The 26,557-nt window shown below is 49.9% G+C and carries 4 protein-coding genes; all 4 read right to left on the reverse strand.

The annotated features are described in order from the left end of the window. Window positions 1-3 precede the first annotated feature (3 nt). Window positions 4-9,462, reverse strand: coding sequence for a non-ribosomal peptide synthetase (locus tag AB447_RS15490; RefSeq protein ID WP_057957639.1), 9,459 nt, complete (start codon window positions 9,460-9,462; stop codon window positions 4-6). Beyond that, the gene (locus tag AB447_RS15495; protein ID WP_053075382.1) at window positions 9,452-19,879 is read right to left on the reverse strand and encodes a non-ribosomal peptide synthetase; all 10,428 of its coding nucleotides are present in this window, start codon (window positions 19,877-19,879) and stop codon (window positions 9,452-9,454) included. Before AB447_RS15495 ends, AB447_RS15490 begins: the two co-directional genes overlap by 11 nt. Continuing rightward, window positions 19,876-25,452 carry a type I polyketide synthase gene (locus AB447_RS15500; RefSeq protein WP_057957640.1) on the reverse strand — a complete coding sequence of 1,859 codons (5,577 nt, stop codon included), beginning with the start codon at window positions 25,450-25,452 and terminating at the stop codon, window positions 19,876-19,878. Before AB447_RS15500 ends, AB447_RS15495 begins: the two co-directional genes overlap by 4 nt. Before the next feature lie 420 nt (window positions 25,453-25,872). Continuing rightward, window positions 25,873-26,175 carry a hypothetical protein gene (locus tag AB447_RS15505; RefSeq protein WP_231592100.1) on the reverse strand — a complete coding sequence of 101 codons (303 nt, stop codon included), beginning with the start codon at window positions 26,173-26,175 and terminating at the stop codon, window positions 25,873-25,875. Window positions 26,176-26,557 lie beyond the last annotated feature (382 nt).

Consider the following 26,557-nt stretch of genomic DNA (forward strand, 5'->3'; position numbering starts at 1 on the left):
TTTTTAGTCCCCCTTCCTTTTGATGTTCCGCGGCGCCGGCTGAATCGCAGCATAAGGCGAGGCGCTTCCATTGGCCTCAATCCATGCCGCCAGCTCTCGCACAGTCGGATGGCGGAAGAGTTCCCGCAGCGGCACCTCTGTATCCAGTTCCTGATGGATGCGTGCTACAAGATTCATCGCTTTTAATGAATGACCGCCCAGTTCAAAGAAGTGATCGTCTGCCCCGACACGGTCGAGGCCAAGCGTTTCCTGCCAAAGCACAGCAAGCTGCGCTTCGGTTGCCGTGGACGGCTCCACATAAGTCGCACCGGCTAAATGTTTCGGTTCAGGCAATGCTTTGCGGTTCAGCTTGCCGTTTGCTGTCACCGGCATGCGCTCAAGCTCTGTTAAGAATGACGGCAGCATGTACGCCGGCAGTGCCGATGCAAGATGTCCGCGCAGCTCGTCCGTACCAACCGGCAGCTTCGCCGTGTAATAGGCACACAACGTCTTATCGCCGGCAGCGTCAGCTCTCACAATAACAGCCGCTTCTTTCACTGCTTCATGCGCCAGCAGCCGCTGCTCAATTTCGTCAAGTTCGATCCGGTACCCCCGAATTTTGATCTGGTGATCGATCCGTCCTATATATTTAATGTTCCCGTCAGGCAGCCATCTTGCCAGGTCTCCTGTTTGATACATGCTTCCGCCGCTGTGAAAAGGATCTGCTTCAAACTTTTCGGCGGTAAGCTGCGCCTGGTTCATATAGCCAGGGCCAACGCTGTCTCCTGCAATATACAATTCACCATCGACACCGATCGGCACCGGTTTTTTTGAATCATTCAGCAAATATATTCGCGTATTGGAGATCGGCTTTCCTATAGCCGGAAAATCATCGATCAGATCACCCGGCTTCATCGTCAAAGTTGTCACGACATGGGTTTCTGATGGGCCATAGTAATTATGAAGCGTGATCTGTTTTTCGCAGAGCGCCTTTTTCATCTCGGCAGTAACGACAAGCTGCTCGCCGGCGCAAGCGATATGGCGGACGCACGCTGGAAAGCGCTCGGCATAATCTTTATTCTGAAAGACGAATTTCAGGAAAGAAGGCGGCAGGAAGAGCACCTGAATACGGTTGTCTTCAATGATTCCCAGCAATTCATTCACATCTGTCCGCTGCTCTTTCGTAATCAATTGCAGCCGTCCTCCTGACAAAAGCGTTGAGAAAATTTCATGGTAACTCGCATCAAAATTGAAGGTAGCATACTGCAGCACGGCATGACTGAAATCAACATCCGTTTTTGTAAGCTGAAAATGAATTAAATTGACAAAATTGCGATGGTTCAGCATCACGCCTTTCGGCTTTCCTGTCGTCCCGGATGTATAGATCACATAAAAGAAGTGTTCCGGTTCATTGACTGCTGCCGGATTGTCTTCAGATTCATTTCGCATAGCGCTGCTATCCGCTTCAATCATGGTGACGGCGGAAGGGAGCCGTTCTGCTAAATGTGACTGAGCGACAAAAATAGATGCTGAACTGTCTTCAATCATTAATCTGATTCGCTGTGCGGGATAATCAGGATCTACCGGCACAAATGCAGCCCCGCTTTTTAAAATTCCAAGAATCCCGATGATCATGTCCGGCGAACGCTCCATCATAAGTCCGATGACGTCATTCGGCTGAACTCCGCGGCGCCGCAATGCATGGGCAAGCCGATTTGCCCGTTTGTTCAGTTCCCGGTATGTCAGCGTCCGGTCTTTAAACGCTATTGCGATATGATCCGGCGTTCTTTCTGCCTGTTCTTCAAACAGCTGTTGGATCGTCTTATTTTCCGGATAATCGGCCTTCGTGCTGTTAAACGTTTTAAACAGCTGATCTTTTTCCGTTTCGGTCAGCAGATCAATCTCCCCAAGGCGTACATCAGGATTCTCTGTTACTTGTTTTAAAAGCCTCAGCCAATGCCCGGCCCAGCGCTCTACGGTTTCCCGTTCAAACAGCGCTGTGCTGTATTCCCACGTAAACTGCAGCTCTTCGCCCTTCTCTTCTGCATGCATGGTAAGATCGAACTTGGCGGTTTTGTATTTGAGTTCATAGGGACGCAGTGTGAGCCCGTCCATTTTCAGCTCCGCGTTTTCCATATTTTGAAGTGCAAACATCGCATCAAAGATAGGATTCCGGTTTATGTCACGATGTACACCGAGCTTTTCAATCAGCACCTCGAACGGCACTTCCTGGTGCTCAAATGCTTCAAGTGCAGTTTCTCGGATCTCTTTTAAAAATCGTTTGAACGTTTTCTCCCCTTTGGGGTATCCGCGAAGGGCCAAAGTGTTCGCGAACATTCCGGCGACGTTTTCCAAGTCAGCATGCAGCCTTCCCGAGATCGGCGAGCCCACAATGATATCATCCTGTCTCGTGTAGTGAGAAAGCAGCGTTTGATATGCCGCTAAAAGCACCATATACAGCGTCGCTCCGTTTTCCCGGGCCAAACGTTCAAGCTTCAGCTTCTGTTCACCTTCAACGGTTACTGTCAATACGTCCCCGGAAAAGCTCTGGACTGGCGGCCGCGGTTTGTCAGCCGGGAGCTGAAGAAGCGGCAGTTCTCCGCCAAGCTGCTCTATCCAGTATCCCTCTTTTTTTCTGTACGCTTCGCTTTCCATCCGGGCATTTTGCCATACAGCAAAATCTTTGTACTGAATCTTGAGCGGATCGAGTACCGCTCCGTCGTATAACCTGCTGAACTCATTGATGAAATTACTGATCGTTACACCGTCCGCAATGATGTGATGCATGTCAATAGCAAGCAGATGCCGGACGGCAGATATCGTCATCACCCCTACGCGCAAAAGCGGCGCCGTTCTTAAGTCAAACGGCTGAACGAACGACTGCGCCCATTGTTCGGCTTCTTCTTCAGTTCCGCCTGCATAAGCAACCGCAAGCGGCGCTTTTTTCATGACCTGCTGCACCGGCTCTCCGTCTGCGAGAATAAACCGCGTACGCAATGATTCATGCCTTTCAATCAAGCATTGAAACGCGTTTTCAAGCCGTTTACGATCAAGATCTCCTTCCAATACAAGAACTGCCGGCATATTATAGGCTGTTGCATGAGGGTCAAGCTGCTGCAGTACATACATGCGCTTCTGCGCTGATGACACTGCATAGGTTTCCTGCTGCGGAGCAGGTTCGATGCTCGCATGTGATGAAGTGTTTTGATTCGTCTCGATCCATTTCGCAAGTTCCCTTACCGTCGGATGACGGAAAATATCCCGCAAATGAATGTCTGCTCCCAGCTCTCGGTGAATACGGGAAACGAGCGTCATCGCTTTCAATGAGTGGCCGCCCGATTCGAAGAAATGGTCGGCGGCACCTGCACGTTTAAGACCCAGCACTTTCTGCCAAAGGAGCGCCAGGCGTTCTTCAGTTTCCGTAGCAGGTTTTACATATTCCGGCCTGGCGGACACGCGGTCTGGTTCAGGCAGTGCTTTTCGGTTCAACTTGCCATTTGCCGTCAGCGGCATTGACGGCAGCGATGTGAAGAACGCCGGAACCATGTAAGACGGCAGTTCCGAAGCAACATGCACACGCAGCTCTTCCGCTGCCAACGGCTGTTTTGCAACAAAATAGGCGGACAGCGCTTTATCGCCATTTGCATCTTCCTGCGCGGTCACAACCGCTTCCTTCACCGCCTTGTGCTCCAGCAGGCGATGCTCGATCTCTCCCAGCTCGACCCGATAGCCGCGGATTTTAACCTGTTGGTCAGCCCGTCCCAAATATTCTATGTTCCCGTCCGGCAACCATCGCGCCAGATCTCCTGTCTTGTACATTCGAACATCCGTCATGAACGGATGATTCACAAATTTTTCCGCCGTCAACTCCGGCCTGTTGAGGTAGCCGCGGGCAAGACCTGCTCCGCTGATACATAACTCGCCGGCTACCCCAATCGGCTGCATTGCCTGATAGGGACTGACTATGGAAAGCTGGAGGTTATCAATCGGTTTTCCAATCGGAACGGTCGTAACAGCTTCCGTTTTGGAACATTTATAATGACTCACCTCAACGGTCGCTTCTGTAGGCCCGTACATATTGATCAAATCGGCACCGATTTTGCGGGACACCAGGCGCTGAAAGCGTTCAACCAATGCCGCCGGCAAAGCTTCACCACTGGCGAATACCCGCCGGACGCTTCGTATCTGTTCAACGCGATTTTCGTCTTCAAGAGCATCCAGAAAGGCAGATAACATCGATGGTACAAAATGGATTGTCGTTACGCCGTGCTGCGCAATAGTTTGGAACAGCACTTTCGGATCTTTTTCTCCTCCCGGCGGCAGCAGGCAAACTTTCGCACCGACTTCTCCCCACCACAAAAGCTCCCATACAGAAACGTCAAAGCTGAACTGGGTTTTTTGTAAAATGACGTCATGAGCCCGGAGAGGATAGCATTTCTGCATCCAATGTAAACGATTGATGACTGAATGATGTTCGACCATGACGCCTTTCGGCTTTCCGGTTGATCCTGATGTATATATCAGATAAGCCAGATCGTTTGCTTTGGCAGCGGGAGGCAGGTTAGGCTCGATTCCCGACAGCTCCTCGGTTTCATCCAAAATGATGCTTTTTCCGTTAAACGAAATAGGCGCTTTGCCATCCGGCTGTCTTAATAACAATCTGGTCTGACTGTCCTCCAGCATGAACCGGATCCGTTCTTCCGGATAGTCCGGGTCGATCGGGAGATATGCACCGCCTGCTTTTAAAATGCCGAGTATCCCGACGAGCATCTCGACAGAACGCCGCACCATCAAGCCAACAATATGATCTGGTTTGACACCTTTGTTTCGCAGGATTCGCGCGAGCCGATTCGCTCTGGCATTCAGTTCCTGATACGTCATTTGCCCGCCTTCATAGAGCACGGCTGTATGCCGGGGCGTACGTTCAGTCTGTTCTTCAAACAGCTGATGAATCGTTTTATCTCGCGGATATTCTGCTTTTGTATCGTTGAATGAGAAAAGGAGCTGATCTTTTTCAGCTTTTGTCAGCACATCAATTTCTCCGAGCCGTATATCCGGATTGTCCGTGATTTGCCCGAGAAGCTGCAGCCAGTGACCCGTCCAGCGCTCAACAGTCTCCCGTTCGAAGAGCTCTGTGCTGTATTCCCACGTAAACTGAAGCGTGTCTCCATTCTCTTTTGCTAACAGCGATACATCGAACTTGGCCATCGTATGCTGCTGTTCATATGGACGTAAAGTGAGCCCGTCCAGCGTCAGCTCCGGGTTATCTGTGTTCTGCAGCGCAAACATGGCATCAAACACGGGATTTCGGTTGACATCACGCCGCACCCCGAGCATGTCAACAAGCGCCTCAAACTGTACATCCTGATTTTCAAAGGCACTCAGCACAGTTTCTTTCATTTCTTTTGTAAATGTCCGAAACGTCTTATTCCCGGCCGGATTCCCTCTCAGCGCCAATGTGTTAACAAACATTCCGGCGATTTTTTCAAGGTCTGTATGCGGACGTCCTGCGACCGGCGAACCGACGATGATGTCATCCTGCCCGCTGTAACGGGACAGCAGCGTTTGGTATGCCGCCAAGAGCACGATGTACAGCGTTGTATCGCTTTCCTGTGCCGCTTGCTCAAGCTTTCTCTTCAGCTCCGGGCCTGCCGTTGCTTCTACGACATCACCAGCGAAGCTCTGCATTGCCGGCCGCGGCTTGTCCGCCGGAAGCTGCAGCACCGGAAGTTCCCCGCCCAGCTGCTCCCTCCAGTATGCTTCTTGTGTTGCATAGTCCCCGCTTTGGATTCTGGCATTCTGCCAGACCGCAAAGTCCTTGTAGTGAATCGAAAGCGGCTCAAGGTCTGCTCCTTCGTACATCATGCAAAGTTCATTGACCAGCAGGTTTACAGTAACACCGTCGGCAATGATGTGATGCATATCGATCGCTAACACATTCTGTTTATCTGATACAGGCATAACTCCTGCCCGCAAGAGAGGCGCTTTGCCCAAGTCAAACGGCTGAACGAACGACTGTACCCAGACCCTGGCTTTCTTTTCCGTTTCGCTTTCATAAGCCATCATAAACGGTACATCCGTAAGCACCTGTTGAACCGGTATTCCCTCTCTGAGAACAAATTGCGTACGAAGCGATTCATGCCGTTGAATTAATTTCCGAAACGCCTGTTCCAGACGGTTATAGTCGAGCTCACCCTCAAGCATTATAAACGCCGGCATGTTGTAAGCCGTTGCCTTTGGATCCAGCTGCTGCAGGACATACATGCGTTTTTGTGCCGATGACACCGGATATTCTTCCTGCTGCGGAGCGGGTTCAATCCTTGCGTATCGCGAAGTTCTTTCATTTCTGTCTATCCATGACGCCAGCTCTCTTACTGTCGGATGGCTGAATACTTCACGCAATCGCATGTCCGATTCCATATCTTGGTGAATGCGTGATATAAGGCTCATCGCCTTGAGAGAATGGCCGCCCAGTTTAAAAAAATGATCAGTAGCACCGACGCGTTCAACGCCAAGTATCTCCTGCCAAATGCCGGCCAATTGTGCTTCTGTTTTCGTCGCCGGTTCTACATACGAATCTGCGGCGGTTGCCCGGTCCGGTTCCGGCAATGCTTGTCGATCCAATTTTCCGTTTGCCGTCAGCGGCAATGAAGGAATTTCCGTGAAAAAATCCGGCACCATGTAAGAAGGAAGCACCGCGGCAACATGATGGTGCAGCTGTTCTGCTTTAACCGCCTGCATGGCTACATAGTAAGCGCACAACTCCTTATCGCCCGCTCCATTGTCTCTCACGGTGACAGCCGCTGCTTGAATACATTCATGTTCGAGCAGCCGTGATTCGATCTCGCCCAGTTCAACCCGATGTCCCCTGACTTTAACCTGTTGATCGAACCGGCCGAGATATTCGATGTTTCCGTCCGGCAGCCAGCGGGCTACATCACCTGTTTTATACATTCGCTCACCGGGGGCATGCGGATTTGAAACAAACATCTCCTCCGTCAATTCCGGTTGATTCACATAGCCGCGCGCCAGGCCTGCTCCGCCCAAACATAATTCACCCGGCACTCCGACAGGCTGTAACCGTCCTTTCGAATTGACGATATAAGCAGATGAATGGCTGATCGGCCGGCCAATCGGAATGATTTCACTTTCTTCTTGAATCTGATAACAAGTTGAGAATGTTGTATTTTCAGTCGGCCCGTAGCCGTTCCACAGCACCAGCTCCGGATATGACCGTTTCACCTTGTGAATATGTTTAACCGACAGAACATCGCCTCCAACGATCAAATGCCGCAGTCCGGCAAACATTGCCGAATTCTCCTGTGCATGACGGTTGAACAAAGGTGAGGTTAGCCACATGGTCATAATTCCGTTGTTCTTTAAAAAAAGGTTCATACGCGTCGAATCAAGCAAGATTTCTTTACTTACCGGATATACCGTACCTCCGTTCAGAAGAGTTCCGAATACTTCAAAAACCGAAGCATCAAAACTGACCGCCCCCGTCTGAGCAAGACGGCCGATTTCCGCAAACGGTATATATGCACGATTTGTTGTCAAATGGACAATATTTCGATGTTCGACCATTACTCCTTTCGGCCTGCCCGTTGTTCCCGACGTATACATGATGTACGCTAATTGCTCCGGTGCCGCCGCATGCTCCATATTGGAGCTGTCATACTGCGCTGCAGCTGCATCGTCAATCAAAAACACTGTTTTGCTATCTGTAGAAGGGAGCTGAGCTGCTTTAGATGCTAGGATCATCTGTGTACCGCTGTCTTCCAGCATGTAACGAATCCGGTCTTCGGGATATTCCGGGTCAATCGGGACATAGGCGCCGCCGGCTTTCAAGATTGCGAAAATACCGACGATCATTTCTAAGGAACGCTCGGTTATGAGGGCGACAGGCTGCTCTGCTTTTACTCCCGCTCTCCTGAGCATCCTCGCCAGCTGATTGGCCCGGCTGTTTAGCTCCTGATACGTCAGCTTTCGATCTTCAAATACCGCTGCGATATGATCCGGCGTCCGTTTTACCTGCTCCTCAAACAATTGATGGACCGTTTTATCCTTCGGATAATCAGCCTTCGTGCCGTTACATGTAACGAGCAGCTGCTGTTTTTCGCTGTCCGAAAGCAAGTCGATCTCTCCGAGCCGCATATCCGGATCATCCGTTATTTGCCTGAGAAGCTGTAGCCAGTGATCCGCAAAGCGCTCGACGGTTTCCCGTTCAAACAGCGCGGTCCTGTATTCCCATATGAAACGCAGCCCGTCGCTTTGTTCCTCTGCCTGAAGCAAAATGTCGAACTTGGCAGCCATGTGCTTGACTTCATATGAACGAAATGTCAAACTGTCCTGCACAGGTTCTTCTTCCTTATGTTGCAATGCAAACATCGTGTCAAACACCGGGTTCCGGTTTACATCGCGGGGAATTCCGAGTTTCTCAACAATCCCTTCAAACTGTACCTCTTGATGTTCAAAAGCTTCCAGCACGGTTTCCCTGATTTCTTTTAAAAAGATCCTGAACGTTTTATCTATTTGGGGATAGCCGCGCATTGCCAAAGTATTCACGAACATTCCGGCGACCATTTCCAAATCGGCGTGCGGACGCCCTGCAATCGGCGAGCCGACGACGATGTCATCCTGTCCGCTGTAGCGGGCGAGAAGTGTTTGATATGCCGCAAGCAGCACCATATACAGCGTGGCTCCATTTTCGCGGGCCAGCAGTTCAAGTTTCCGTTTCAGCTTCAGATCCGCCGCTGTTTCTACGGAATCCCCCGCAAAACTTTGCACCGCCGGGTGCGGCTTATCAAGAGGAAGCTCCAGTACCGGGAGTTCATCGGCAAGCAGTTCAAGCCAGTATTCTTCTTGTTTGGCGTAGGCTTCGTTTTTCATCCTTGCATTTTGCCAGACGGCAAAATCTTTATACTGAAAAGGAAGCGGAGCGAGCTCTTTTTCCTGATACAGCGCCAGAAGCTCACGAATCAGCAAATTGACCGTAACACCGTCTGCAATAATATGGTGCAGATCAATTGCCAAGAGATGGCGTTCATCTGAAAGTGACATCACCTTCACGCGCAAGAGCGGAGCTTCGTGTAAATCAAACGGCTGAATGAATGACTGCGCCCAATGTTCCGCCTCTCCTTCTGTTCCATTTGTGAATGACACCGTGAAAGGCACGTCTTGCAATACCTGCTGTACCGGAGCTCCCCCTTTGAGGAAAAAGCGCGTTCGCAGCGATTCATGCCGGCTGATCAGATCGGAAAACGCCTTTTCCAGCCGGCCATGCTCTAACATTCCTTCTATTATGAAAATCCGCGGCATGTTGTAAGCCGTTGACGTCAGATCAAGCTGCTGAAGCACATACATTCTTTTCTGGGCTGACGAGAGAGCATAGACATCTTGAAGCGGAACAGGTTCAATTCTTTCAGGCACACGTTCGTTTGGATGTTCCTCAATTACCCCATATTTACTCCAGTCAATCGGCATGTTTTTTCCCCCTTTGGCTAATATCCGGCCGTCCAACATAGATGTTGTACAGATGGTCATATCCTGTTGTTCCGATATCATTCACAATATGGTCTCGTTCGTTTTCGAAAAATAATTTCCGGTTTTCAGGCGTCATTTTTTCTAAATACTTGATGTATCGATTTGCTGATTGTGCAGCGGCAGCATCGATCCGCCCTGCAAGTTCCCTTACTGTCGGGAAACGAAATAATTCCTTGATCGAAATAGCCGTTTTCAGCTCCTGCTGAATGTACGTCATGAGCGTCATGGCTTTTAGCGACTGGCCGCCGAGTTCAAAGAAATGATCAGCGGCACCGATTCGTTCAACTCCAAGCACCTCCTGCCAAAGGGCTGCCAACCTCTCTTCTGTCTCAGTCTCTGGTTCAACGTACACATTTTCAGCAGATTTACGGTCCGGCTCCGGCAGCGCTTTTCGGTCCAGCTTGCCGTTTGGCGTCAGCGGCATTTGTTCGAGTTCCGCGAAGAATTCCGGCATCATATACGATGGCAGTACAGCTCTTATAAATGAGCGGAGTTCGCTGACATTTACCGGTTTTTTCGCCACGTAATAGGCACATAAAAATTTGCCGCTTCCGGCATCTTCCCTTGCAATCACCGCCGCTTCTTTTATAGCGTCATGCTCCAACAGCCGATGCTCGATCTCGCCTAATTCGACCCGGTAGCCGCGTATTTTCACCTGATGATCAATGCGGCCGAGATATTCGATATTTCCGTCCGGCAGCCAGCGGGCAAGGTCTCCTGTCTTAAACACTTTTTCATTTGCTCTGAACGGATGATCTGCGAATTTTTCGGCTGTCAGCTCTGGGCGGTTTAGGTATCCACGCGCCAGCCCCTCGCCTGCGATGCACAATTCTCCTGCAGCTCCTATAGGCTGCAGGTTGCCGTGTATATCCAGGATATACACGAAATGGTTATGAATCGGGCTGCCAATTGGAACACATCCGCTTGCCATGGAGCCGTCAAATTGCCAGAGTGCCGAACAAATGGAAGATTCAGTCGGCCCATAAGCATTAAAATAGGTCACTTTATTTCCCCATCTCCGGACAAGTTCAACAGGAGGAGCCGACCCTGCTGTAATCAGCTTTCTTAACGTCGGAACCTGCTCAGGGCGCAGATAAGCGGCATAAGCAGGAGGCAATGTTGCCGTTGTAATCCCGTTTTTATAGATGAATTGCTCAAACAAACGATGATCTAAAATCGCTTCTGCATGAGGGATGTATAAAGTTGCTCCGAAGAGCAGCGACATGACGATTTCCCAACAAGAAGCATCAAAAGATAAACTGGCGAATTGTACGACTTTGTCCTGTTGGCTGATAGGCAGCTTTTTCTCGAATATGAGCGTTAGATTACATAATCCATGGTGTTCGGCCATGACTGCTTTTGGCTTTCCTGTTGTCCCTGACGTATAGATCATGTACGCTACATGATCCGGCCCTGTGATCGCTTCTAGATTCGAATCGTTTACGCTATAGGCTTTTTCATCATCGAGAACGATTGTTTTTCCCAAAAAAGGTATCCGTTCTTGCAAATGAAGCAGCAGCATGTCCGCACCTGAATCATCTAGCATATAGCGAATCCGTTCTTCGGGATATTCCGGGTCAATCGGGACATAGGCGCCGCCAGCTTTCAAGATCCCGAAAATACCGACGACCATCTCTAAGGAGCGTTCGGCCATGAGAGCAACAGGCTGTTCTGTCTTTATCCCTGCGGATCTGAGCGTCCTCGCCAGCCGATTGGCCCGTTCGTTTAGCTCCCGGTATGTCATCTGCCGATCTTTAAAGACAAGAGCGGCATGGTCCGGCGTCCGTTCCACCTGCTCCTCAAACAATTGGTGGACCTTTTTATCCCGCGGATAATCAGCCTTTGTGTTATTAAAAGTATATAGAAGCTGATGTTTTTCCTTCTCTGATAAAAAATCAATCTTCCCAAGCTGAATATCCGGGTTGCCGGTCACTTGCTCAAGAAGCCGCAGCCAGTGGCCTGCCCAGCGGATAATGGTCTCCCGTTCGAACAGGGCTGTGCTGTATTCCCAGGTGAACTTCAGTCCCTCCGTTTTCTCTTCTGCCTGAAGCGTCAGGTCAAACTTGGCAATCGTGTGTATCAGTTTATACGTTTTCAGAGACAGCCCGTTCAAAACCGGCTCTGCGTCTTCCGTATTCTGCATGACGAACATTGCGTCAAATACGGGGTTCCGGCTGACGTCCCGAGGTGCTCCGAGCTTTTCGACAAGCGCTTCAAACTGTACTTCCTGATGTTCGAATGCCCCCAGTACGGTTTCCTTTATCTCCTTTAAAAAGACGCTGAACGCCTTTTCTCCTCGCGGATAGCCGCGCATCGCCAGCGTATTCACGAACATTCCGGGAATTTTTTCAAGATCTGAATGCATTCGGCCTGCAATCGGCGAGCCGACGATGATGTCGTCCTGCCCGCTGTAACGAGACAAGAGCGTTTGATAGGCAGCCAAAAGAATCATATATATTGTCGTTCCCGTGTCTTGCGCCAGCCTGTCGAGCTTTTCCTTCAAAACAGTGCCGGTTGTTCCTTCCACAACGTCGCCTGCAAAACTTTGGACCGCCGGCCGCGGCTTGTCAGTCGGCAGCTGAAGCACCGGCAGTTCGCCGTCAAGCTGTTTCAGCCAGTATCCTTCTTGGTTCGCACAGGCTTCATCTTTCATTCTGGCGTTTTGCCAGACGGCAAAATCTTTATAGTGAAGCGTAGGCTGTGCAAGTTCTGCTCCGTTGTACAGGATGCATAACTCGTTGACCAGCAGGCTCACTGTCATACCGTCTGCGATGATGTGGTGTATGTCTATTGCTAATAAATATCTTTCTTCAGATACAGCCATCACACCAGCCCGCAGGAGCGGCGCTGTACTTAATTCAAACGGCCGTACAAAAGATTGGAGCCATTGCTCGGCTTTCTCTTCTGAGCCGTTCAGGAATGAGAGCGCAAACGCCACTTCCTTTTCGATCTGCTGCTTCGGCTCCCTATCGTCGATGATAAATCTCGTACGCAGCAATTCATGACGGGCGATGACCCCTTTAAATGCCCGTTCCAGCTTTTCGACGTCAAGACGGCCCTCAAGTACAAAAACCGTCGGCATATTATAAGTCGTTGCTTTCTGATCCACCTGGTGCAGTACATACATCCGTTTCTGCGCAGAAGACAATTCATATGTCTTCTGCGGCGACGCGGGTTTGATTTCATCAAATCGTGAAGCATTTTGATATTCATCAATCCATGCAGCAAGTCCCCTTACCGTCGGATATCGGAACAGTTCACGCAGCGGAACCTCTGTCCCCCATTCCTTGCGGATGCGCCATATAAGCGTCATGGCCTTCAGCGAATGGCCGCCTGACTCAAAAAAGTTATCATCGGCTCCAATCTTTTCGATTCCGAGCACCTCCTCCCACAAAGCGGCCAGATGCGCTTCTGTTGCCGTTTCCGGTTCAACATATTCAGCCCCACCCGATAAGCGATCCGGTTCCGGCAGCGCCCTGCGGTTCAGCTTGCCGTTTTGTGTCAGCGGCATAGACTCGATCTCTGTGAAGAAAGACGGCACCATATACGGCGGCAGCGACTTTTCAATATGGACGCGGAGCTCGTTTGTTTCTACCGGCTGCTTCGCAGTAAAGTAGGCGCACAGCGTCTTGTCGCCGCTGCCGTCTTCCCTTGAAATGACCACAGCTTCCTTTACTGCTTCGTGTGCTGCGAGCCGGTGTTCAATCTCTGCTAATTCAATCCGGTATCCGCGGATTTTTACTTGATCGTCGATTCTCCCTATATACTCAAGATTTCCATCAGGCAGCCATCTTACTAAATCACCTGTTTTATAGATTTGTTCACCCGGAACAAACGGGTCTGGAAGAAACTTCTCGGCCGTCAATTTCGGACGGTTCCAATATCCGCGGCCAACCCCCGCTCCGCCTACACAAAGCTCTCCCGGTATTCCGATCGGCTGCAAATGACGATTCCCGTCGGTAACGTACAGCTTCACATTCGAGATGGGTTTGCCGATCGGCACATAACCCGATGAAGAAAGGCTTCCTCCGGCCGGTTCATAATAGCTCGCGTCAATGCAAGCTTCAGTTACTCCGTAGGAGTTCAAGATGTTCAAACGAGTCCCGAATGTCTGTTGAAGCCGGTTAAAATCGGCTGCCGGACAGCTGTCTGAACCAACGATAAGCCGCTCGAGCGCTCCTGTCTCCAGATTGTTGTCCTCAATATATGTCATAAATGCCAGCGCCATCGTAGGAGTCGTTTCAAGCAAATGGATGTCATGGCTTATCAGCAGATTGTATACGGCGGCAGGGTCAAGGCGGGAGTCGTTTGGACAAATAACCATTTTTCCGCCGTGTACCAGAGCCCTCGTCATATCCCCGACAAAAACGTCAAAAGAAAAACTTGCCATTTGCAGTACATTAGCTGTTCCCCCGTCCAACCGGTAGGCTTTGTTCCAGGCATGCGCCATGTTTTGAAGGTTGCGGTGCTCAATCATGACTCCTTTTGGCCGGCCTGTCGTCCCCGATGTGAACATTACATATGCCAAATGCTCCTGTCTTGAAACGGATTCAAGATTCGTGTTCTCCTGCTGATTGATTTGAAGAGACGTAAAGTCGATGATTTCTCCCGAAAATGAAATTTGTTCCGTCAGATCCCGATGGGCCAGCAGGAGCTTCGTTCGGCTTTCTTCAAGCATGTATTGAATACGTTCCAGGGGATAATCCGGATCGATCGGCACGTATGCCCCGCCGGCTTTCCATACTCCCAGAACGCCAACCGCCATGTCTAACGAACGGTTTACGAGAATACCGACGAGATCCTCAGGATGCACTCCTTTATCCCGCAAGACCCTTGCCAAACGGTTGGCTTTTTCATTCAGTTCCCTGTATGTAAGCTGCTGATCTTCCAATACAACCGCAATGCGATCCGGAGTCCTTTCTACTTGTTCCTCAAACAACTGATGGATTGTTTTATCGTCTGGATCATCTGCCTTCGTGTCATTGAATGCGACAAGCAGCTGTCGTTTTTCAGATTCGGTCAACAAATCAATCTCGCCGAGCAGCGTGTCCGGATTGCCCGCAACCTGTTCGAGCAAACGAAGCCAGTGCCCCGTCCAGCGCATTATGGTCTCCCTTTCGAACAGCTCTTTGCTGTATTCCCATGTAAAATGCAATTCTCCGTTCTTTTCCTCTGCCTGCAAAGTCAGATCAAACTTGGCGATCGGGTGTACCTGTTCATACGGATGCAATGTCAGCCGATCCATCTCCAGCTTTGCGCCTTCCGCATTCTGCAGCACAAACAACGCATCAAATACAGGATTCCGGTTGACATCGCGGGGGACTCCGAGTTTATCAACAAGCGCCTCGAACGGCACTTCTTGATTCTCGTATGCCTCAAGCGCTGTTCTCTTCATCTCTTCAAGAAAGATTCGGAAAGTTTTATTTTTTTGCGGATAGCTCCTCATGGCCAACGTGTTGACGAACATTCCGGCGATTTTCTCGAGATCCGCATGCGGCCGTCCTGCAACCGGAGAGCCGACGATTATTTCTTCCTGTCCGCTGTAGCGCGACAGCAATGTTTGATAAGCGGCCAAAAGCACCATATACAGCGTCGCCCCTGTTTCTTGAGCAAGCTCCTCCAGCTTCTGTCTTAATTCTGCGGAAGCGGTTGATAATACGGCATCCCCGGCAAAATTCTGCACCGGCGGACGCGGCTTGTCAGCCGGAAGTTGCAGCACCGGGAGCTCACCGGCAAGCTGCTTCAGCCAGTATGCTTCCTGTTTCCTATAGGCCTCGCTTTCCAGCCGTGCATTTTGCCAGACGGCAAAATCTTTGTACTGGATCGAAAGCGGCGCCAGCTTCTCGCCGCGGTATAAACGGCTGAACTCATTGATGAATAGACTCGCCGTCACGCCGTCAGAAATAATATGATGCATGTCAACCGCCAGCAGATGCCGCTCGTCCCCCAGCGACATCACCCCGACCCGAAGCAGTGGGGCTTTGCTCAAATCAAACGGCTGAACAAAGGACTGCATCCACCGTTCGGCATCACCGTTTATTTCGTTAACATATGAAACGTCAAAACTTACACGTTCTAGCACCTGCTGTACCGGTGTTTCGCCAATCATGCCGAATTGCGTGCGAAGCGATTCGTGACGGGCTATCAGACGTCGAAATACGCGTTCCAGCCGCTTCCGGTCTAATACTCCTTCTATCACAAAAACTGCCGGCATATTGTAAATCGTTGCCTCCGGGTTCATTTGCTGCAGCACGTACATTCGTTTTTGAGCTGATGAAACCGGGTAGGTCTCGCGATAAGGAGCGGGTTTGATTTCAGCGTAGCGAGATGTGCCCGTATTCTCCACAATCCGCGCCGCAAGTTCTCTTAATGTCGAACAGCGGAATATTTCCCTTAAAGGAACTTCAGCCCCCCATTCCCGATGAATGCGCGCCGCAAGCGTCATTGCTTTCAGTGAGTGCCCCCCCAGCTCGAAAAAATCATCGGCGGCGCCGACACGTTCAAGCCCGAGCACGTCCTGCCAGAGACGAGCCAATTCTGTCTCTGTTCCGGAGGCGGGCTCTACATATGCTGCTCTAGATACATGCTCAGGATCCGGCAGTGCTTTGCGATCCAGTTTGCCGTTTGCTGTCAGCGGCATATGCGGAAGCTGCTCGTAAAAAGCGGGCACCATAAAAGGCGGCAGCATCTTTGCTGCATGAATGCGCAGTTCGTCTGTTTCCATCGGTACGTTCGCAACAAAATAAGCGCAAAGTATTTTGTCTCCATCAGCGCCTTCCTTCACCATTACGGCTGCTTCCTTTACTTTTTCGTGGGCCAGCAGACGATGTTCGATTTCGCCCAGCTCGATCCGGTACCCGCGGATTTTCACCTGATGGTCGATCCTTCCCAGATACTCAATGCTCCCGTCAGGAAGCCGGCGGGCAAGGTCTCCGGTCCTGTACATCCGTTCACCGGGCACGAACGGATTGACCGCGAATTTCTCAGCCGTCAGCCCGGGCTTGTTTAAATAGCCGCGTGCGAGTCCAGCCCCGCTGATACACAGCTCTCCGGCAACTCCGACAGGCTGAAGCATCCCTTGTGCTCCGACAACAAATAATTGAATATTATCAATCGGTTTTCCGATCGGCACCCTTGAAACGGTTTCCGTTTGCGGACAATCGTAATAACTCACGTCGACCGTTGCTTCTGTCGGACCGTACAGATTGATCAGCCCGGCCCCGGTTTTGCGAGAAATGAAACGCTGAAACCGCTTCACAAGACTTGCCGGTAAAGCTTCACCGCTGGAAAATACCCGGCGAATGCTTCCGATAGAGTCAATGCGCTTTCCGTCCTCCAATGCGTTGAGAAAAGCGGACAGCATCGGCGGGACGAAATGAAGCGTGGTAATGCCATGCCGTTTAATCGTCTGAAGTAAAATATCCGGGTCTTTTTCTCCCCCCGGCGGAAGCAAACAAACCTTCGCGCCTGCTTCTCCCCACCACAACAGCTCCCAGACGGAAACATCAAAACTGAATGGCGTTTTTTGCAAAATCACGTCATCTTTTTGAAGCGGATAGCGCTTTTGCATCCACTGCAAGCGATTGATGACTGAATGGTGCTCAACCATGACACCCTTCGGTTTACCGGTTGAACCCGAGGTGTAAATAACATATGCCAGGTTACGCGGCCCTGCCGCAGCCGGCAGATTTGGCTCGATCTCCGTAAGCTCGTCTGCTTCGTTCAATATGAGGGTATCTCCGCAGAACGATATGCGGCCGCCGTTTTGAGGCTCCTTTAACAGCCACTTGGCATGACTGTCAGCGAGCATAAAAGCGATCCGTTCCTCCGGGTAGTCTGGATCGAGCGGAAGATATGCCCCGCCCGCCTTCAAAATTCCCAGTATGCCAACGAGCATCTCAACAGAACGCTCCGCCATCAGCCCGACAATGTCATCCGGCGCGACGCCTTTCTCCCGTAAAATACGTGCCAGCCGGTTTGCTCGGGCATTGAGCTCCCGATATGTAAGCCGCCTGTCTTCAAACACCACGGCCTCTTGATCCGGCGTCCGTTCTGCCTGTTCTTCAAACAGCCGGTGAATTGTTTTATCCTGCGGATAAGCCGCTCTTGTGTCGTTACATGAGCGGAGCATCAGCTTTTCTTCCTCGGTTAAGAGATCGATCTTTCCAAGCTGGATACCGGGTTTTTCTGCCACCTGTTCCAAGAGCCGCAGCCAATGGCTCGTCCAGCGCATGATCGTTTCCCGCTCGAAAAGCTCCCGATTGTATCGAAACCGAAACGCAATACCTGATCCGCCTGTTCCGTATCCGAGGGTGAGGTCGGGTTTGATTGCCGAGTCACTTTCCAAAGAGAAGGCCTCCTGCATTCTTGAGTGATCATCTTCGTCAATAACCGGTCCGTCCGGAACAAGCATAGCGTCAAACATTCGCTTTCGGCCCGCTCCAGTCCCCGTCTCCAGCTTCTCTGCAAGGCTCTCAAACGGGATTTCCCAATGTTCTAACGCTCCAATTGAGACCTCCTTCATTTCCTTTAAAAATGCATGGAATGATTTCCCGGTTTGCGGATATCCCCGTAGGGCCGCAAACATCATCTCAGCGGCGCGATTTGAGCCGGAAAGCTGACGGGCCATGGGCGATCCGACAATCACTTCCTCCTGTCCGCTATAGCGTGACAGCAATGTTTGGTATGCACTAAGCAGCACCATATACAATGTTGCTCCGTTCTCCCTTGCCAGCCGCTCCAGTTTCTGCTTCAATTCAGCCCCGGCAGTTATGCCCACAGCATCCCCTGTAAAGCCTTTGCCCCGGCGCGGCCTGTCAACCGGCAGCTGCAGCACCGGCAGTTCGCCGGAAAGCTGCTTCAGCCAATACGTCTCATTTCGCAGCCGGATATTTTGTCTTCTTTCTTCTTCGCTTAATAGGTGTGTCAAAGCGATATCCTCAATCCGGCGGGCCGGGTCGGATACGAGAGATTCAAGCAGAGCGTAATATTGCATTCCGATTCTCTCAATGCGATCACGGTTAAAAATGTCTGTATTATATTCGAAATGGCATGACAAACCTTCGGGCTTCTCGTAAATCTCCAGAGACACATCGTATTTTGACCCGCCGGTGTCCAAATGCATAAACTCCAGCTCAAGTTCGGAAATTCTCATTGCCGGCATGAATTGATGCAAGGCAAACATTACCTGAAACAGCGGACTATGGCTTAACGAACGATTCGGCTGCAGACGGGCTACTAATTGATCAAAAGGAACTTCTTGATTGGACAATGCATTCCATGTTTCCTCGCGGACGCTGTGCAATAAGGTGCGAAAGCTAGGATTGCCGGATAATCTTGAGCGAAGGACCAGCATATTAATAAAGACGCCGATCATCCCCTCCAATTCCTTGCAGCTTCGTCCGTGAACAGGCGTGCCTACGGCAATGTCCTCTTGATGAGTATTGCGGAAAATCAACACTTTAAAAGCAGACAGCAAAACGGCGAATAAAGTAGCGCCTTCATCCCGGCTCAATTTTTTCAGGGAATCATACAACGGTTTCGGGATCGGGAATGTATACCCGGAACCACGATATGTTTGCACACCGGGACGGGGACGATCACCCGGAAGTTCCAGTACCGGAACGTTTTTCAGCTTTCTCTCCCAGTATTCATACTGCTTATGTAAAACGTCCTCCCGTACGGATTGCCGCTGCCAGCAGGAAAAGTCTGCATATTGAAGCGCCGGTTCGGAAAGAGGATTCGGTTTTCCGGCGCTGAAAGCAGAGTAGATGGCCAGCAGCTCCTGCATAAATACTTGTAAAGACCAGCCGTCAAACATAACATGGTGCATGCTTAAAAGCAAAATATGTTCGCTATCGCTCAAGCAAAATAACGCTGCACGCCAGGGAACGTCACTCAAGTCAAACGGTCTTAGAATCTCTTGGCGAATCCGGCGCTGACTTTCGGCTTCCCGCTCTTCACGGTCCAAATGACGATAATCGAAGATATCCAAAGATCGAGTGAAATGCGGTTCAATCCGTTGAACAGGCTGTCCGTCTTCCGCTGCAGAAAAACGGGTTCTGAGAATTTCGTGACGCTTGCACATTTCGTCCAAACTTTTTTGCAAAAGCGAACGCCGCAATACACCTTTCAAACGAAAACCGCTGGGCACATTGTAGAACGGGTTTCCCGGTTCCATTTCGTGTAATACCCATAAACGCTGCTGCGGAAAGGAAAGCGGAAATTCATCAGACTCGCGGGGCTGAACCGGAATAGAGTCTTCCGCTTTAGTGCGCGCCTTCTTTTTCATCATTTCAATCACAAGGGCTTTATTGTCAGATGAAAGGGTTTCGAACTTTTTCCTAAAGTCTTTCACTCTTTTTCCTCCCCTGCAGAAATTTCGTTGAGCAATGCCTTTAGCTCATCGCTTGAATAATTCTCAAGCTCCTGAAGGATTTCTGCTGTCTCCTCATCAGCCCCTTCTGCGGAAAGGTCCGTTATCTGAGCCGAGATTTGTTTTGACAGTTGGACGATGCTCGGTCCTTTTAGCAGGTCGACAATGGCAATGTTGATTCTAAAATGGTCGTCTATGCGATTCTTCAGCTCAATCGCCATCATGGAGTCTAAACCGAAATTGCTCAGCGATTGTTCAGGCGACAGTTTTGAACGGCTTAGACTAAGCACGCGGGCCGCTATATCTTGGAGATGTGACATCATAAGCGTTTGCCGTTCTGCTGGATCTTTCAGCGCCAAAAGTTCTTCCAGCGGATCGTTACTCTGCTCCCCGGCGGACGGGTCTGGCGAATCGGCTTTATCTTGAACGGCAACATCCTCCAGCAGGCTCGGCTTAAAGCCGCGGAAATTGGCTTCTATCACGCGCGTCCAGTCAGCTCCGAGAACGGCAGCCTGGGCGTCTTTTTGACCGAGCAGATGCCCGAAGGCTTCCAGCCCCTGATCATTTGTCATCGGATAAAACCCGCGCTGAACAAAATATTCGAGCAAATCAAGCTGAGTAGCCATTCCCGCTTGTCCCCACGGTCCCCAGTTAATGCTTAAAGCCGGCAGGCCTTTCGCTTTCCGGTAACGGGCGAGCCCGTCCATAAAGGCATTTGCCGCCGAATAGCTTCCTTGCCCGGTTGAGACGACGAGTGAAGCGATGGATGAGAATAAGACAAAGAAATCTAAAGAATGGTGTTCAAATTGTTTGTGCAAATTCCATGCGCCTATTGTCTTAGGTTCCATGACCCGGCTGAATTCCTTCCGCTGAACCTGAAGGAGGATTTGAGGCAGAGCTGCGCCGGCAGAATGAACAATGCCGCGAATCTCCGGCCAATTCTCTTGGCGGTATGCGTTTATATAAGCCGCCAGACTTCGCTCATCATTTACATTCACAGCAGCTGCGTGAACCGTCGCGCCCAGCCGTTCCAACTCTTGCACCGCTTTAATTCGATCAGCCATTGGATGATCAGAGCCGATCCCGTTCCAAGTATGACGCTCAGGCAGCGCCTGACGCCCCATCAAAATCAAATGGCGCGCACCGCGTTCGGCAAGCCATTTGGCAGCTAATAAGCCAAGTGCCCCAAACCCACCCGTAATTAAATAGCTGCCATCAAAACGGAATACAGGAGCCGCCGGCAAACGCAGGTCTTTTCTTTCAGTTAATCTCGCAACATAACGCCTGCCGTCTCGAAATGCGATCAGATCTTCATGACTTTGCGCCGCAATTTCGCCCCAGATCAAGTCTGCTTCAGAAGAATCAGAAAGCCGGCCCAAGTCGATTAAACCGCCCTTCATGTCGCGGTGCTCAAGTTGATGAATCACTTTGCCAAGCCCCCAGACCGGAGCCTGCAGTACATTTAGCGGAGGATGATGTTTCACAACGCTTTGTGCATTTCTCGTTATCACCCACAAACGCGGTGCCGTTTTCCAGCTAAACGCAGCTAAAGCCTGTACAAGATGGAGAACCGAGATGCTGCCAAGAAGCTCTGCTTTGCGTACATCTTCACATGTTGCCTGCTCCGGATCTGCCGCATCAAGGTTCCACAAGTGAACGATGCCTTTTAAATGTAAGTCGCTTCCTCCCGTTTCGGTAATCAGCCTGCGGAATTGCTCAGGATCAGAAGGCTGAATCCGGTACGCATCGCCCTGTTCGGATTTGCCAAAGCGTTCTCCCGGATAGACCATGACATATGGCTCGCCGCGTTCTGCCAAAAGCTTGGCCATCCCCTGATCAGCAAAGATCAGCCATTTGCCTTGTCTGGCCGGCTTCTCTTCTGTGTGTTCTGCTTCTGTGAACGGCTGCACCTTCCACTGCAAATCATAAAACGACTGTTCCTTCAGCACATTTTGCTCAGCTGATTGATCCTTCAGAGATTTTGCATGGCAGTTTTTAATGTTCAAAATGATGTTTCCCCGCTCATCTGCCATAAAGATATCGCCGGTTAGAACGGAGTCGTTCCGGCTGTTAATCCGCGCATAAACCCACATATCGGGTTTTACTTCAGGGTAAGCAGTTTTCCCGGTTCCTTCCGGAATATAAGCAGACTCAACCCCTGTCGGCATATAAACCGTTTCCGCATGACCTTCCTTTGAAAAAGGCAGCGCTGCGGCCAGTACTTGGAAACAAACATCAAGCACAGCCGGATGAAAGTGGTAGTCTGAAACTTCAGCCCGAAGCCCGGCAGGAATCGCTACCTTTGCCAGGGCTTCATCCGATCCTTGCCAAAGCGTTTCAATCCCTTTGAAAGCCGGTCCGTATTCAAGCCCCAATGTCCGGAATTGCTGATAGCATTCCTTGCTTTCAACTTTCCTGAGGCAGCGTTTTTTTAATTTATCTGCATCGATCGGCTGAGGCGCAACAGCATTTTGCACAATCAGCCTGCCTGATGCATGAAGCTCCCACTCCCGTTTTTCATGATAAGGCTTGCTGTAAATCGTAAACTCTCCATCTTTCGGGTTAAAAATCAAACGAAGTTTGACTGTTTCCTGGCCGTTTATAAACAATGCTTTATGAAATGTAACATTTTCAACCGTCAATATCGAAACGGACTGCTGATAAACTTCTTTAGCCGCAGCCAGTCCCATTTCAGCATATGCTGCTCCCGGGAAAACGACAGTTCCCTGAATGAGATGGTCATCCAAGTAAGGCAAATGCGTCGGATTGACTTCCGATTCCCAAGTTGGCAGCGGTGAAGATATTCTGCGGCCTAACAGCGGGTGAACCTTGTCTCCCAATCTATCAAACTTTGACAATTCGGATTCCTGCCAATAACGCGCAAGCTGCCAAGGGTACGCCGGAAGCCGTTCAAATCTGCCTCCTTCCGGATAAAACATCGGCCAATCGATTTGGCAGCCTGCGGTATATAACGCTCCCAGCGCTTCCAAAAGCTTGATCTTGTCATCTTCATAACGGCGCAGCGATGCCAAAACGGTTCCATTTGCATTTTTGTTTTTCAACGTTTCTAAAACTGAATTGACTAATACAGGGTGAGGACTGATTTCTAAGAAGGTAAAATAGCCGGATTGAATCAGCTCTTCTATGGCTGAAGCAAAAAGCACCGGTTCTCTTACATTTTTCCACCAATAATCGGCGGTTAATTCTCTTCCATCGATTTGTTTTCCGGTTACAGTCGAAAACAATGGTGTGGTATGATGCTCTGGGGACAAATCGTGAAGGGATTCTAGCAGCTCTTCTTTTATAAGATTCATATAATGGCTGTGATATGGAACTTTTCCGCGCAAATAGCGGCAGAAAACACCATCCTCTTCTAACGGTTTCATGATCGATTCCAATGCGGCGGGATCACCGACTAACGTAAGCGACTCAGGGCCGTTCACAGCGGCAATGGACACGCTGTCCTGATGCTTTTCCAGCAACGGCCGTACCTCTTCCAGTGAAAGGCCGACTGCCGCTAGTCTGCCCATGCCCGTTGTTTTTTGCTGCAATCTGCTGCGATGATAAATCACGCAGACCGCCTGTTCGATGGATAACGCCCCTGAAGCATATGCGGCCGCCACCTCCCCGGCGCTGTGACCGACGATTGCGTCAGGTTTGATTCCCCACGATTTCCATAAGGCGGTAAGCCCCACTTGCAATGCAAAGATCGCAGGCTGAGCGAACTCTGTTTCATCCATCAGCGACTGCTCTTCGCTTTTCAGCATTTCGTTTAGCACCGACCAGCTGCCATACTGCTTTAACAGCCGGTCGACTTGTTCAACCGCCTGACGGAATACCGGCTCTTTTTCGAGCAATTGCCGTCCCATTCCCCACCATTGAGGTCCCATTCCTGAATATACAAACACAACAGGCAAGGCGGCGGTTGCTCCCTTGATCAAGTCATGATTCTGAACTTCCTGTACCACGCTTAGTCCAGGCTGAGGCTCTTCCTTCAGAAAGGCACGCAATCGATCGGTTAATTCTTCTTTTGAATTGACGACGGCCGCCAGCCGGTAACTATGATGAGTCCGCCGTGTGCTCGCAGAGTAGCAAAGATCATGAAGGTCTTGAGCTGAGCCGTTTGTTTCCAGCAGTTCTTTATAAATTGCCGCTATGTTTTTCAGCGCTTCCGTGCTTCGGGCCGATATCGGAAAAATATACGGCTTTTCTTCACATGTTCTGGCAGAAGCCGGGTTTGCGGCTGGCGCTTCTTCCAGCACGACATGAGCATTCGTTCCTCCAAAACCGAAGGAATTGACGCCGGCAATTGCAGGTTCGTCTGTTTCAGGCCAAGGCGTCAGAGTTTGAGGGACCTGCAAAGAAAGCTGATCAAACAAAATTTGCGGATTTGGATCGTTCAAATGAAGATGCGGAGGAATCGCTTTATGCTTCAGGCAAAGGGCGGCTTTGATCAAACCGGCTATCCCCGCGGCTGCTTCCGTATGTCCAAAATTGGTTTTTACCGAACCGATGTAGCATTTACTTCCCTTTCGGCGGCCGATTGACAGAACTTTCCCCAAAGCGTTTGCCTCTATCGGATCGCCCACCGGTGTTCCAGTACCATGCGCCTCCATATACTGAACTTGTCCCGGAGCGATTCCCGCCTTGGCATATGCCTGCCGCAGCAGTGCTTCCTGGGACTCTTCCCGCGGTACGGTAAGCCCGTTGGAGTGACCGTCCTGGTTGACCGCCGTCGCTTTAATTGTTGCGTAAATCTGGTCTCCGTCAGCCAGAGCTTTTGATAAAGGTTTTAAAACGGCGACGCCGGCACCCTCTCCTCGTACATATCCGTTTGCACCCGAGTCGAATGTTTTCGAACGCCCGTCAGGCGACAGCATGCCGGCCTTTGACTCAGCGATCGTATAATCCGGCTTCAGCATGACGTTTACACCGCCGGCGAGCGCCAATGATGTTTCTTTATTCCACAAGCTTTGACAAGCTAAATGAACGGCGACAAGGGATGAAGAACAGGCTGTATCGACCGAAACGCTCGGACCGCGAAAATCGAACGAATATGAGAGCCGATTGGATAAAAGCGTCATCATTGAACCTGTTGCCGTATGGGCTTCTACAAGATCGCGGTTGCTTTCTGAAAATTGCAGCAGTTTATAGTCAAGCGTAAAACCGCCGATGAACACCCCCGTATCGCTCCCGGCCAATCGTTCCAAAACCTGTCCGCCGTCTTCTAAAGCCTCCCAGCTTGCCATCAATAACAAGCGCTGCTGAGGATCAAGGCTGGCGGCTTCCCTGGGAGACATGCCAAAAAACTCGACGTCGAATTGATCAAACCTATCGAGAAATCCTCCCCATTTTGAAACCGCTTTTCCCTTTTTAAAACGGTTTGGATCATAATAAGTTTCAATATCCCAGCGATCAGAAGGAATTTCGGAAATCGCATCGACACCTCCCGACAATAATTCCCAATAGCTTTCCGGACTATTTGCTCCTCCCGGAAAGCGGCATCCGATTCCAATAATTGCAACAGGTTCCAATGCAATGTCAGTGTCCTTCATTGTCATACTCTCCTTTAGAAAACATTTTTCAGAAGCACCGTATACTAATAACATTTTCATGCTATCAGAAATATTTTGTAAATTACTTTCAAATCTATTATTTTAACTGATTCTATATTTAGATAGTCTAAATATTTCCTGTAAATCATATGTACTGGGACCTAACGCCGGCCGTTTTCGTTTGGATGATAAAAATCCGCGGCGGTTTGCTCTCATGGCTGAAAATACGGTTTTAAAAAAAGCCTCTCTAAAAAGAAAAGCTCTCATCATTTGTTTTGCATTTGCAGCAATCTTTCCCATTTCATGAAACGCTGCAATACACTTTCCATCAGCATTTACTTAAGGGGATTTTAATCAGAATGTCATTTTCATTGAATAGAATAAGTAAAATCATAATTGCTCGTTGTACTATAATCACCATCATGTGTCTTCAGTCTTAAATAAACCTTTTCCCCAGGCTGAATCGCATTGAGGCGGAGCGAATCCGTTTTCCCGGGCCCGCGATCCTGTGCTTGTACGATAACCGTTTTTTTGCGCAGTTACATAGTGCGCTTCCAAGTCGAAGTTCTTTCCGCCTGTAGACGTGAATGAGGCTGACAAATCATGCCTGTCTGCCGTTTTATTTTGCCAAAGAAACCAATCTTCATCTGAAGCCGTCTGCAGTTTCCATTGAAAATGATACCCCGGCAGAACTTCAAGCGCTGATTCTTTATTATCAGCCAAACCGGTAATCGCAGATGCGGATTGTGAAGTTACTAATAAATCCCGACAAAACAGCGGCGATCGGCAAAATCTTTACGAGCTTGGATTTTATAAGCGTCACTCCCTGTCAAAGTTTGTTGTGAAATGGCTAACAATCATAATATACCTTGTTTGGATGATCTTGTAAATAAAACGATTCCATTATTATGAAATTTAAAATATTTTTCACAATTTATTAAAAGTTTTTTGAAAAACTTCAACAATAACAACCTGAAAATCACATAAAAAACCACTATTATGATGATAAAAAGAGGATTTTACAGGCTTTTGGGGAATTCTGATGGTGAAACTTTCTCATTGAACTTGCCGGGCCTGTCTTTTAGACGTTAAGCGACTGCTCTTG

Origin of the sequence: Bacillus glycinifermentans (genome assembly GCF_001042475.2) — a bacterium.
In the GTDB taxonomy this organism is placed as follows: domain Bacteria; phylum Bacillota; class Bacilli; order Bacillales; family Bacillaceae; genus Bacillus; species Bacillus glycinifermentans.